The organism is Actinocatenispora comari (assembly GCF_017312725.1).
Taxonomy (GTDB): domain Bacteria; phylum Actinomycetota; class Actinomycetes; order Mycobacteriales; family Micromonosporaceae; genus Actinocatenispora; species Actinocatenispora comari.
In genome coordinates, this window is sequence record NZ_BOPO01000028.1 from 105,770 (window position 1) to 117,810 (window position 12,041).

A 12,041-nucleotide genomic window follows, 5' to 3' on the forward strand; every position below is an offset into this window, starting at 1 on the left:
AGCGGACAGAGGTGGCCTTTACACCACCAGCGGAAGCGAACGCCCGCGACCGAGGTGGCCGCACCCCACCAGCAACAAGAGCGAACACCAGCGGGACACGGGCGCTTCGGGGGCACCTCAGCGCAGAGAGGTGAGTCGTCCAACTCGGCGTACGCAGGTGGATGGGAGACTGGGAGGATGCAGCAGGCCGAGGCGGTGATCGATCTCGACGCGATCACCAGCAACGTCTCCCATCTTGCCGGCCTCACCTCGGCCGAGGTGATGGCCGTGGTGAAGGCCGACGGGTACGGGCACGGCGCCGTCCCGGCGGCCCGCGCGGCACTGCGCGGCGGGGCGAGTTGGCTCGGGGTGGCGACCCTGACCGAGGCGTACCAGCTGCGCGACGCGGGGATCACGGCGCCGGTGCTGGCCTGGCTGATCGCACCCGGTACCCCGGTGGATGCGGCGGTGCGGCGCGACGTCGACCTGTCCTGCGCGACGCTCGGTGGGGTGGCGGCCGCCGCCGCGGCGGGGCGTGCGGCGGGCCGGCCGGCGCGGGTACACCTCAAGATCGACACCGGCCTGTCGCGGGGCGGTTCGACCGCGGACGGCTGGCCCGAGCTGGTCACCGCCGCGGCGAAGGCGCAGGCGGACGGCGAGGTGCAGGTGGTCGGCGTGTGGAGCCACCTGGCCTGCGCGGACGAGCCGGGGCATCCGAGCGTCGACCGGCAGCTGGCCGCCTACCACGATGCCCTGGGTGTCGCCGAGCGTGCCGGGCTGCGGCCGACGCACCGCCACCTGGCCAACTCGGCCGGCCTGCTGACCAGGCCGGACACCCACTTCGACCTGGTCCGGCCCGGCATCGCCTGCTACGGCCTGTCGCCGGTACGCGGCTGGCCGAGCGCGGCGGCGCTGCGACCGGCGATGACGGTCCGGGCCCGGGTGTTGATCAGCAAGCGGGTGCCGGCCGGCGCCGGCGTCTCGTACGGGCACACCTACCGCACCGAGCGGCCGAGCAACCTCGCGGTGGTCCCGCTCGGGTACGCGGACGGGGTGTTCCGGGCGGCCAGCAACGCCGGGCAGGTGTGGCTCGCCGGCGCGCGCCGCGGCATCGCCGGGCGGGTCTGCATGGACCAGTTCGTGGTGGACGTCGGTGACGACCCGGTGGCCGACGGCGACGTCGCGGTGCTGTTCGGGCCGGGCGACGGCGGCGAACCGACCGCGGACGACTGGGCCGACGTGGTCGGCACGATCAGCTACGAGGTGGTGTGCCGGCTGGGCATCTCGCGCGCGGTGCGGCGGTACGTCGGCGGCGCGGCGTAATGGCGGAGCGACGCAGCAGGGCCCGTACCGCCGGGCTGGTGGGCGCGGCCGTGGGTGCCGCGGCGGCCGGCGTCGCCGGCGGGCTCGCGGTGCGGGCGCTGCTGACCCGGCGCGATCGCGCGCCGGCCCCGGTCGACCCGTACGCGGACGAGCCGTTCGACGCGCTGCCGGCGGACGCGGAGCTGGTCGTCACCACCGACGAGGGTGTCGACCTGCACGTCGAGGTGGTGGAGCCGTCGGGGCGCGGTGCGCCGGCGCTGACCGTGGTGTTCGTGCACGGGTACGCGCTGGATTCCGGCACGTTCCACTTCCAGCGCCGGGCGTTGACCGAGCTGACCTCGCCGCGGCTGCGGATCGTCGCGTACGACCAGCCGGGGCACGGGCGGTCCGGCCGGCTGCCGGCCGGCGAGTACTCGATCGACGCGCTCGGCGGCGCGCTGTGGCGGGTGATCGAGGAGGTGGCGCCGGACGGTCCGCTGGCGCTGGTCGGGCACTCGATGGGCGGCATGACCATCATGGCGCTGGCCGAGCGGCACCCGGAGCTGTTCGAGGCGGGCGGCCGGGTGCGCGCGGTCGCGTTCGTCTCCACCTCGGCCGGCGAGCTGGCCGGGGTTCCGTTGGGGCTGCCCAAATTGCTGCCGCGGGCGAGCCTGCTGCCGGCGCTGGCGAACGCGGCGAAGCTGACCCCGGGCATCATCGACCGGGCCCGCGGCGCCGCCGGCGACATCGCGTACCTGCTGACCCGGCGGTACGGGTTCGCCGGCGCGACGCCGAGCCCGGCGGTGGTGAAGTACGTGGAGCGGATGAACGCGCGTACCTCGGTCGAGTCGATCGCCGGCTACGTCAAGACGCTGTACGAGCACCGCCGCTACCGCGCGCTGGAAGCCTTGCGGCAGACCAGGGTCCTGGTGATCGCCGGCGACAAGGACGTGTTCACGCCGCTGTCGCACGCGCAGGAGATCACCCGGCTGCTGCCGAACGCGACGCTGCTGGTGTTGCCGGACGCGGGCCACATGGCGCTGCTGGAGTATCCGGACGCGGTCACCGAACCGCTGCGCGTGCTGCTGGTGGCAGCAGCGAAGAAGAGGAGTACCACGTGATCGACACCGTCCACCATGAACTGTCCACTGTGGACGACACGCGGCGGTTCGGCGAGCGGCTGGCCCGGCTGCTGCGCGCCGGCGACCTGGTCGTGCTGGTGGGGCCGCTCGGCGCCGGCAAGACCGCGCTGACCCAGGGCATCGGCGTCGGCCTGGGGGTGCGCGGCGACGTCACCAGCCCCACGTTCGTGATCTCCCGGGTGCACCCGCCGGACCCGGCCCGTGGCGGCAGGCTGCCGCTGGTGCACGTCGACGCGTACCGGCTGGGTGGCGCGCTGGAGGTCGACGACCTGGACCTGGACGCCAGTACCGAGGAGTCGGTGACGGTGGTGGAGTGGGGTCAGGGGCTGGTCGAGCAGCTCGCGGACGCGCACCTGGAGGTGCGCATCGACCGCCGCGACGACGACACCCGTACGGTCACCCTGCTCCCGCACGCCGGCGACTGGCCGGACCGCCTGGCGAGCTTCTGAGCTCAGGCCCCTGCCGGCGGCTTGTCGCAGTCGGCGTCCCCGGTCAGGTCGTCGACCGGCGGGAACTGCGCGTGATACGCGGCGACGGCCTCCGCCGGGATGCGCCGCCGTTCGTCGATGTCGTAACCGTTGTCTCGCAACCATTGCCGGATCGGCGGGGGTTCCTCCGTCATGAATCCTCGTTCCTGCGACCGATGCGTCGGTTGATGCCGCTCTGTGGTTTTCTGGCCCGATCAGCTTAGAGGTTCTGCCCAGGCCCCTGCACCGGCCGGGTACCGCGTCGGCCGGCCTCCGGCGCCGCTGCCGCCCAGGTGCGGGGCGGGAAAGCCGGCGAGAGAGGATGGACGGGTGCTGGTACTGGGTGTTGACACGGCGACGGCGGCGGTGACCGCGGTGTTCGCCGAGGTGACCGACGACGGCGTACGGGAGTTGGCCACCGAGGTGACCGTGGCCGGGCAGGCGCACGGCGAGCGGCTCGCGCCGGCGATCGAGACGGTGCTGACCGCGACCGGGCACGCACCCGCCGACCTGTCCGCCGTGGTCGCCGGTACCGGCCCGGGGCCGTTCACCGGCCTGCGGGTGGGGCTGGTGACCGCGACCGCGCTCGGCCAGACCCTGGCGATCCCCACCTACGACGTGTGCACGCTGGACGCGCTCGGTGCCGTCGCCGGCCCGGGCCGGGTGCTGGTCGCCACGGACGCGCGCCGCAAGGAGATCTACTGGGCGAGCTACCTCGACGGGGTCCGGCAGACCGAGCCGGCGGTGGCCAAGCCGGCCGAGGTCGCCGCCGGGCTGGCCGTCGACCGGGCGGTCGGTGACGGTGCGGCGAAGTACGCGGAGGTGCTCGGCGTGCCGGTGGCCGACGAGCCGCGCTACCCGGTCGGTACCGCGCTGGTCGCGCTGGCCGCCGACCGGATCCGGGCCGGTGCGCCGACCGAGACGCTGGTGCCGCGGTACCTGCGCCGGCCGGACGTGACGCCGGCCGCCGCGCCCAAACCGGTCTCGACCCGGTGAGCCGGTGCGACCGGGTGGGTCGGGAGCCGTGACCGAGCCGCAGATCGAGCGGTTGCGCTGGTGGCACATCCGCGACCTGCTGCCGATCGAGGATGACCTGTTCGGCCCGGAGCGGTGGAGCGCGGCGATGTTCTGGAGCGAGCTCGCCGCCGGCCACTACTACCGGATCGCCCGCGACGCCACCGGCATCGTCGGCTATGCCGGGCTCGCCGCCACCGGGCCGGACGAGGCGTGGATCCAGAACATCGCGGTACGCCGGGACCGGCAGCGCGCCGGAGTCGGCCGGGCCCTGCTCGACGACCTGCTCGCCGAGGCCGACCGGCGCGGCGCGACGCACGTGCTGCTGGAGGTCGCGGTCGACAACGACCCGGCCCTGGCGCTGTACCGCCGGTACGGGTTCGTCGAGGTCGGTCGGCGCCGCGGCTACTACCAGCCGAGCAACACCGATGCGTTGGTGATGAGAAGAGAGGGTTCGGGCCGTGAGTGAGCGAACCGTCGGCATCGCGTCGCGGAGCCGCGCCGGCGAAGGGGGGACGGCGATGAGCGTCGACGAGCCGTTGGTGCTGGGCATCGAGACGTCGTGCGACGAGACCGGGATCGGCGTGGTGCGCGGTACCACGCTGCTCGCCGATGCGGTCGCTTCCAGCATGTCCGAGCACGCCAGGTACGGCGGGGTGGTGCCGGAGGTGGCCAGCCGGGCGCACCTGGCGGCGATGGCCGGCACCATGCGCGAGGCGCTCGACACCGCCGGGGTACGACTGTCCGACGTGGACGCCGTCGCGGTCACCGCGGGCCCGGGGCTGGCCGGCGCGCTGCTGGTCGGCGTCGCCGCGGCGAAGGCGTACGCGCTGGCCGCGAACAAGCCGCTGTACGGGGTGAACCACCTGTCCGCGCACGTCGCGGTGGACACCCTGGAGCACGGCCCGCTGCCCGAGCCGGCGATCGCGATGCTGGTGTCCGGCGGGCACTCCTCGCTGCTGATGGTGGAGGACCTGGCCGGCCGGGTCGAGCCGCTCGGCGCGACCATCGACGACGCGGCCGGCGAGGCGTTCGACAAGGTGGCCCGGCTGCTCGGGCTGCCGTTCCCGGGCGGCCCGCCGATCGACAAGGCCGCCCGCGACGGCGACCCGGTCGCGATCGACTTCCCGCGCGGTCTCACCTCGCCCCGCGACCTGCAGCGGCACCGGTTCGACTTCTCCTTCTCCGGGCTCAAGACCGCGGTGGCCCGCTGGGTGGAGGCGCGGGAACGCTCCGGCGAGCCGGTACCGGTCGACGACGTCGCCGCCTCCTTCCAGGAGGCGGTCTGTGACGTGCTGTCCCGCAAGGCGATCGACGCCTGCCGCAGCAACGGGATCGACACGCTGCTGATCGGCGGCGGGGTGGCGGCGAACTCGCGGCTGCGGGCGATGGCCACCGAACGCGCCGAGCGGTACGGGATCCGGGTCCGGGTGCCGAGGCCGAAGCTGTGCACCGACAACGGGGCGATGGTCGCCGCGCTGGGGTCGCATCTCGTCGCCGCCGCGGTGCCACCGTCCACACTGGACATCCCGGCCGACTCGTCGCTTCCGGTGACCACGGTGTCGCTGGCGAACCGGATCGGAGCCTAGAGGTCATGACAGGATGGACCGTCGGCGCCTGTCGGACCCAGGACGACGCTGCCGGCGTTGTCGGCACGAGCGCACACGACACCGGTGTGCACTCGCACCTCCGCCCGGGCAGCCCTGCCCTGAGCCTCGACAGCCATCCTGTCAGGACGTCTAGATGATCGTCCGGATGTGGGAGGCGAAGGCGCACCCGGCCGAGTTCGCCGAACTGCTCGACTGGGTGTACGAGGCGGTCGTGCCGGCGCTCGCGGTGGCGCCGGGTCACCTGGGTACCGAGGTGTTCCGGTCCGGCGACGAGCGGATCGTGGTGCTCTCCCGCTGGCGCGACCTGCCGGCGGAGATCGCCGAGCCGCCGGCGCGGCTGGTGCCCCGGCCGCCGCACTCCTGGGACTTCGTCCCGGTCGACCGCGACGGCGCCTGACCTCGGCCGACCGCGCTGACCTCCGTTCGGACGGGCCCGCGGGCCCGGGACGCCTCGGTGCGGCGTCAGCGGTCCTCGTCCGGTACCAGGTGGTCGAGCAGCGTGGGCAGCTCGGCGAGGCTTTCGACCCGGGGGCCGGTCCAGCCGGCGGTGTCCGCCCAGGGGTCGGCGATCGCGGTGTCGGCCAGTACCGTCGGCAGCCCCAGCGCCGTCGCCCCGGGCAGCTCGCCGCTCGCGCCGTCGCCGACGAACGCGCAGGAGGTCGGCGGCAGGTTCAGCGCCACCACGGCGGCCAGGTAGGCGCGCGGGTCCGGCTTGGCGTGGCCGAGCGTGCTGGAGAACACCGCCAGTTCGAACCGGTCGACGAACTCGGTCTCCCGCCACAGCAGCGGCACCTCGGCGCTGCAGTTGGTCACCAGCGCGAGGCGCCAACCCTTGGCGCGCAAGGCATCCAGCGCATCCAGCACGCCCGGGGCCGGGTGCAGCTGGCGCCGGGCCAGGGCGAGCCGCTGCCGGACCGCGCTGTCGACCGCGGCGGCGGTGGGTCGGCCACCGACCCGCTCGGCGAGGGTACGCATCGTCTCGGCCAGGTCGCCGAGGTGGCCGGTGAACCGGTCCTTGCGGCTGGCCCGTACCTCGGCGGCGAACCGCTCCGGATCGACGCCGAGCACCGCGGAGATCCGCCGGGACACCTCGTCCCGCTGCACCGTGGTGTCGCCGGGCACCAGCGTGCCGAACAGGTCGAACAGAATCGCGCGCGTCACGCCCGCACGCTACCGTGGCCGGCCGCGACTCGTCCGGGCCAGGGCCGGCGACAGGGCCGTCCGGGTCGCGGTTGCCGACGAGCTGTCAGGCCGGCGCGGGCCAGTAGGAGCGGCGTTCGGCCACGGCGGTGAAGCCGAGCGCGCGGTACAGGGCGACCGCGGGGCGGTTGGAGACCGGCGTGAGGACAGCGACGCCGGTGGCGCCGAGCCGGGCGAGCCGGCGGAACGCCTCGGCGATCACCGCGCTGGCGTGACCGCGGCGGCGGTGCTCCGGATGCGTACCGGCCGGTTCGAGCAGCGCGGTGCCGCCCGGCGGGCCGAGCCAGGCCAGGCAGAACGCGGTGATCCGGTCGTCCACGGCGCCGACCAGGTCGAGCTCGGCGCGGTAGTCGGGCACCGCGCGCAGCCGCCGGTACCGCTCGGGCGTCAGGGACGAGCCGGGGAACGCGGCGTGCTGCACCGCCACCCGTTGCGGCGCGTCGGCGGCCCGGAACGCCCGTACCGTCGGCTCGGCCGGGCGTTCGGCCGCAGTGCCGGGCAGTGGCCGCCACAGGTGCAGCCAGATGTCCGGGTCCGGTTCGTACCCGGCGGCGAGCAGCGCGCGGGTCAGCGCGCCGGGGCCGGGCGGCGGGTCGATCCAAGGGCCGCCACCGGCACGGTCCAGCCGGCGGGACAGGTCGGCGAGCACTGCGTCGGCCAGCGTCGAGTCGTGCAGGTACGCGGGGTTGACGGCGCACCGGGCGCTGCCCGGCTGGTCGCACAGGATCACCGCGGCCGGACGCCCGGTCGCGTCCCACCAGACCCGGATCTGCTCGTCCCGGATCGCCGGCTCGAACCGCAGCGCCCAGCCGAGGTCACCGGCCTGCAACTGCCACCCGCAGCCGGCCGACGGTTCCCAGGCGCGCAGCGACGCCAGCACCGTGCCGGCCTCCCGGTCGGTCAACCGGCGCCGGGTGAACCCCGTATCCACGAAACGGCACCCTATGTGCCGGTGCCCCGGCGCGCGGTACGCAAATCGCCGAACTGTGTCGCACGGCGCACCGATTCGACCGAACGGCGGATCCGCCGGGGCGCGGCGCCTGCGGCCCGAGCACCGCCGTCGATGACGGTGCGTGTCTCTCGCCGGCACCGATGATGACGGTACGTGCACCCCACCCGCACCGTCGACGGCTCGGGTGGCGGCTCGGCGCCGGCCTCGGGCCGGGCCGGGTACCTCGGGAAACTCGGTCGCGGAGGCGGTCGGTGCGGCCGTAGCGTCGAGGGTCGTGCGTCGACTGCCCCTCGCCGATCCCGGCATTCCGGTACACCGCTCACCGGCCGCGTACCTGCGCTGGCTGGTGCGCAAGCAGGCCGGCACGATCCTCGTCGCGATGTGCTTCGGCATCGCCTGGATGCTTGCCCAGGCGCTGATGCCGGCCGCGATCGGCCAGGCCATCGACGCCGGCCTCGGCCACCGCGACACCCGCGCGCTGCTCGACTGGGCCACGGTGCTGTTCGGCCTCGGCGTGGTGCAGGCCGCCGCCGGTGTGATGCGGCACCGGCTCGCGGTGTCCAACTTCCTGACCGCCGCCTACCGGACCGTGCAGGTGGTGACCCGGCACTCGGTACGGCTCGGCGCGACGCTGCCGAAGCGGGTGGCGACGGGTGAGGTGGTCACCGTCGGCGCGACCGACATCGCGCAGCTCGGCAACGCGCTGGACATCTCCGGCCGGCTCGCCGGCTCGGTCGTCTCGTTCGTCACCGTGGCGATCATCCTGCTCGCCACCTCGGTACCGCTCGGGCTGCTGGTGCTGATCGGGGTGCCGGTGCTGGTGCTCGCGATCGGGCCGATGCTCAAGCCGCTGCACCGCCGCCAGCAGGCGCAGCGGGAACTCGCCGGCGACCTCACCACGTACGCCAACGACATCGTGCACGGCCTGCGGGTGCTGCGCGGCGTCGGCGGCGAGGAGGTCTTCGCCCGGCGCTACGCGACCCGGTCGCAGCGGGTACGGGCGGCCGGCTACCGGGTCGCCGGGGTCGAGTCGACCCTGGACGCCACCCAGATCCTGCTGCCCGGCGTCTTCGTCGTGCTCGTCACCTGGCTCGGCGCCCGGTTCGCGCTCACCGGCGTGATCAGCCCGGGCCAGCTCGTCGCGTTCTACGGGTACGCGGCGTTCCTGGTGCAGCCGCTGAGCACGCTCACCGAGGCGGCCGACAACCTGACCCGCGGACTGGTCGCGGCCCGCCGGGTGGTGCGCATTCTCGACATCGAGCCGGAGCTGCCCGAGCCCGAGACCCCCGACCCGGTACCGGACGAGCCGGGCGAGGTGGAGCTGGCCGACGCCGCCTCCGGGGTGCGGATCGCCGCCGGCTCGCTCACCGTACTGGTGGTGTCCGGGCAGCCGTCCGCCGCGCGGCTCGCCGACCGGCTCGGCCGGTACACGGCCGGTTCGGTGCTGTTCCGTGGGGTACCGCTGGACCGGTTGCCGACCGCCGAGGTGCGCCGCCGGATCCTGGTGTCCGACACCGGGTCCCGGCTGTTCGCCGGCCCGCTGCGGGCCGAGCTGGACCCGTCCGGCGCGCTGGGCGACGAGCGGATCCTGGCCGCGCTGGGCGCCGCGTCCGGTGCCGACATCCTGGCCGGCCTGCCGGACGGGCTGGACACCGCGATCGAGGAACGTGGCCGGTCGGTGTCCGGTGGCCAGCAGCAGCGGCTGGTACTGGCGCGGGCGCTGCTCGCCGACCCGGACGTGCTGATCCTGGTCGAGCCGACCTCCGCGGTCGACGCGCACACCGAGGCGCGGATCGCCGCCCGGCTGGCCGAGTTCCGTACCGGCCGGACGACGGTGGTGCTGACCGAGAGCCCGCTGCTCGCCGATCGGGCCGACACCGTGCTGTTCGTGTCCGACGGCGTGCTCGCCGCCGCCGGCAGCCACGCCGAGCTGCTGGCCGACCCGGCGTATCGCGCGGTGGTGCTGCGCGGCGAGGACGACGACCGCCCCGGGGCCGCGGCGGACCCTGTCGCCGATGCCGATGCCGATGCCGATGCCGATGCCGATGCCGGGGTCGGGGTTGGGGCGGCCGGTCGGCGACCGGGTGCCGCGGGGGCCGGCGCGGGCCGGTCCGGGACGGCGGCCGAGGAACGGATCGGGGCAGTGGCCGGCGATCCGACGTTGCCGGCGGAACCGCGGCGTGCGGCGGAGGTGACGGAATGACCGTGCAGTTGCCGGTGGCGACGCCGGCCCAGGTCCGGCGGTACGCGCGGACACTCGCCCGGCGGCACCCGAAGGCGCTGGCGACCGCGCTGGTGCTGCACGCGCTGGCGGCGATCGCCGGGCTCGGCGCACCGCGGTTGCTCGGCAACCTGGTCCAGGCGGTACAGGACGGAACCACCCGGGTCACCGTGGACAAGGTGGCGCTGGCGATCGCGGCCTTCGTGATCGGCCAGTCGGTGCTGACCCGCTTCGCCCGGCTGGTCTCGTTCCGGCTCGGCGAGCGGGTGCTGGCCGAGCTGCGCGAGGAGTTCGTCCGCCGGGTGCTGGCCCTGCCACTGTCCACAGTGGAGCGGGCCGGCACCGGCGACCTGCTGACCCGTACCTCCCGGGACGTCGACGCGCTCGCCCGCACGGTCCGGTTCGCGGTGCCGGAGACGCTGATCGCGCTGGTCACGACCGTGCTCACACTCGGCGCGCTGGCGCTGGTCGGCCCGCTCGTCGCGCTGCCCTGCCTGATCGCGGTGCCGATCCTGTGGGCGTCCACCCGCTGGTACCTGCGCCGCGCGACCGCCGGCTACCTGCGCGAGAACGCGGCGTACTCGGACGTCAACGAGGGGCTCGCCGAGACCGTCGAGGGTGCCCGTACCGTCGAGGCGATGCGCCTTGCCCGGCAACGGATCCGGCGCACCGACGGCGACATCGGGAGGTCGTTCGCGGCCGAGCGGTACACGCTGTGGCTGCGCTCGGTGTGGTTCCCGGCCGCGGAGGTCAGCTACGTGATCCCGGTGGTGGCCACGCTGCTGGTCGGCGGGCTGCTGTACACGCACGGGATGGCGAGCCTCGGCCAGGTCACCGCGGCCACCCTCTACGTGCAGCAACTGATCGACCCGGTCGACCGGCTGCTGTCCTGGCTGGACGAGCTGCAGGTCGGCGGCGCCTCACTGGCCCGCCTGCTCGGCGTCTCCGCCGGCTCCGCCGAGCCGCGGTCGGCCGACGACCCCGACGGTGTCCGGTCGGCTGCCGACTCCGCCGGCTCCGCCGGCTCCGCCGAGGCGCGGTCGGCCGACGACTCCGACGGTGCCCGGTCGGCCGCCGACTACCCGCGGGCCGGAGCCGGCGTTGCGCCGGCGCTGGTCGCGACCGGGGTGCATTACTCCTATGTGGACGGTCGGGATGTGTTGCGCGGCATCGACCTGACGGTACGACCGGGCGAGCGGCTGGCGATGGTCGGCCCGTCCGGGGCCGGCAAGTCGACGCTGGGCCGGCTGCTCGCCGGCATCCACCCGCCGCGGGCCGGCTCGGTGACGATCGGTGGCGTACCGCTGGTCTCGCTGCCGCTGGACCGCCGGCGCCGCGAGGTGGCCCTGGTGACCCAGGAACACCACGTGTTCGTCGGTACCGTCGCCGACAACGTGTCGCTGCCCCGGCCGGACGCCACCGAGGCCGAGGTACGTGCCGCGCTGCGCGCCGTCGACGCGCTCGGCTGGGCCGACGCGCTGCCGGACGGGTTGGGCACTCTGGTCGGCTCCGGCGGTACCGAGCTGTCCGCCGCGCAGGCGCAGCAGTTGGCGCTCGCCCGGCTGGTGCTCGCCGACCCGCACACGCTGGTACTCGACGAGGCGACGTCGCTGATCGATCCGCGCGCCGCCCGGCACCTGGAACGCTCGCTCGGCGCCGTACTGGCCGGCCGTACCGTGATCGCGATCGCGCACCGGCTGCACACCGCGCACGACGCGGACCGGGTCGCCGTCGTGGCCGACGGCCGCATCGTCGAGCTGGGCCCGCACGCCGACCTGGTCGCCGCCGGCGGCGACTACGCCGCCCTCTGGGACTCCTGGCACGGCCGCCACTGACCGTCACCGCGTTTGCCCGGAGCGCTCGGATTCGGGTGCTGTTGCGGGGATCGGTGATGATGTCGACCGACCTGCTGGAGGCATCGTGGCCGATCCGTCCCCATCCGACCAGCCGCACCCGGCGGGCGAACCCGACGAGCCGGCTGCCGCGGGCGAGTCCGACGAGTCGCGTCCGCCGGGCGAACCCGACGAGCCGCGTCCGCCGGCGGAGTCCGACGGGCGTGGCGCGCCCGGCGAGCCTGACGAGCCGGGTGCGGCGGGCGGTTCCGGCGAGTCGGGCGCGGCCGGCGACTCGGGGGAGGGCGGCGGGTGCCGCGGG

Annotated in this window: 12 protein-coding genes and 1 pseudogene; 10 read left to right on the forward strand and 3 right to left on the reverse strand. The window is 74.9% G+C overall.

Annotation, left to right across the window (positions count from 1 at the left end; translation table 11 throughout):
- Window positions 1-177 precede the first annotated feature (177 nt).
- From alr to tsaE, 3 genes are read left to right on the forward strand one after another with little or no spacing between them, the layout of a single operon-like run.
- Window positions 178-1,302 (forward strand): alanine racemase, encoded by a 1,125-nt coding sequence (alr, locus tag NUM_RS10345; protein WP_207124566.1) that lies wholly within the window; start codon window positions 178-180, stop codon window positions 1,300-1,302.
- A complete protein-coding gene (locus NUM_RS10350; protein WP_207124567.1) occupies window positions 1,302-2,402 on the forward strand; it encodes an alpha/beta fold hydrolase in 1,101 nt (366 codons plus the stop codon). Before alr ends, NUM_RS10350 begins: the two co-directional genes overlap by 1 nt.
- On the forward strand, window positions 2,399-2,872 hold the full coding sequence (tsaE, locus tag NUM_RS10355; protein WP_207124568.1) for a tRNA (adenosine(37)-N6)-threonylcarbamoyltransferase complex ATPase subunit type 1 TsaE: 474 nt from the start codon (window positions 2,399-2,401) through the stop codon (window positions 2,870-2,872). The genes NUM_RS10350 and tsaE overlap by 4 nt, the downstream gene beginning before the upstream one ends.
- A 2-nt stretch (window positions 2,873-2,874) precedes the next feature.
- On the opposite strand, the gene NUM_RS10360 is transcribed toward tsaE, so the two are convergent.
- On the reverse strand, window positions 2,875-3,045 hold the full coding sequence (locus tag NUM_RS10360; protein ID WP_207124587.1) for an Lsr2 family DNA-binding protein: 171 nt from the start codon (window positions 3,043-3,045) through the stop codon (window positions 2,875-2,877).
- Between the two features lie 175 nt (window positions 3,046-3,220).
- Here NUM_RS10360 and tsaB point away from each other — a divergent pair, with 175 nt between their 5' ends.
- The 4 genes from tsaB to NUM_RS10380 all read left to right on the forward strand — a co-directional run bounded on the left by tsaB (window position 3,221) and on the right by NUM_RS10380 (window position 5,911).
- A complete protein-coding gene (tsaB, locus tag NUM_RS10365; RefSeq protein WP_207124569.1) occupies window positions 3,221-3,886 on the forward strand; it encodes a tRNA (adenosine(37)-N6)-threonylcarbamoyltransferase complex dimerization subunit type 1 TsaB in 666 nt (221 codons plus the stop codon).
- 28 nt (window positions 3,887-3,914) lie between these two features.
- Entirely contained in the window at window positions 3,915-4,373 is a 459-nt protein-coding gene (gene rimI, locus NUM_RS10370) for a ribosomal protein S18-alanine N-acetyltransferase (RefSeq protein ID WP_225918477.1), read from the forward strand.
- Between the two features lie 52 nt (window positions 4,374-4,425).
- Window positions 4,426-5,493, forward strand: a complete 1,068-nt coding sequence (gene tsaD / locus NUM_RS10375) for a tRNA (adenosine(37)-N6)-threonylcarbamoyltransferase complex transferase subunit TsaD (RefSeq protein WP_207124571.1) — start codon at window positions 4,426-4,428, stop codon at window positions 5,491-5,493.
- A gap of 154 nt (window positions 5,494-5,647) precedes the next feature.
- A complete protein-coding gene (locus NUM_RS10380) occupies window positions 5,648-5,911 on the forward strand; it encodes an antibiotic biosynthesis monooxygenase family protein (RefSeq protein ID WP_207124572.1) in 264 nt (87 codons plus the stop codon).
- Between the two features lie 65 nt (window positions 5,912-5,976).
- On the opposite strand, the gene NUM_RS10385 is transcribed toward NUM_RS10380, so the two are convergent.
- The gene (locus NUM_RS10385; protein ID WP_207124573.1) at window positions 5,977-6,675 is read right to left on the reverse strand and encodes an HAD family hydrolase; all 699 of its coding nucleotides are present in this window, start codon (window positions 6,673-6,675) and stop codon (window positions 5,977-5,979) included.
- An 85-nt stretch (window positions 6,676-6,760) separates the two neighbouring features.
- Window positions 6,761-7,645 carry a GNAT family N-acetyltransferase gene (locus NUM_RS10390; RefSeq protein WP_207124574.1) on the reverse strand — a complete coding sequence of 295 codons (885 nt, stop codon included), beginning with the start codon at window positions 7,643-7,645 and terminating at the stop codon, window positions 6,761-6,763.
- 295 nt (window positions 7,646-7,940) lie between these two features.
- Here NUM_RS10390 and NUM_RS10395 point away from each other — a divergent pair, with 295 nt between their 5' ends.
- The 3 genes and pseudogenes from NUM_RS10395 to NUM_RS10405 all read left to right on the forward strand — a co-directional run.
- Window positions 7,941-9,869, forward strand: a complete 1,929-nt coding sequence (locus tag NUM_RS10395; RefSeq protein WP_207124575.1) for an ABC transporter ATP-binding protein — start codon at window positions 7,941-7,943, stop codon at window positions 9,867-9,869.
- On the forward strand, window positions 9,866-11,722 hold the full coding sequence (locus NUM_RS10400; RefSeq protein WP_207124576.1) for an ABC transporter ATP-binding protein: 1,857 nt from the start codon (window positions 9,866-9,868) through the stop codon (window positions 11,720-11,722). The genes NUM_RS10395 and NUM_RS10400 overlap by 4 nt, the downstream gene beginning before the upstream one ends.
- Window positions 11,723-11,807: 85 nt before the next feature.
- Window positions 11,808-12,041 (forward strand): annotated as a pseudogene (locus NUM_RS10405) (hypothetical protein); the annotation flags it as partial.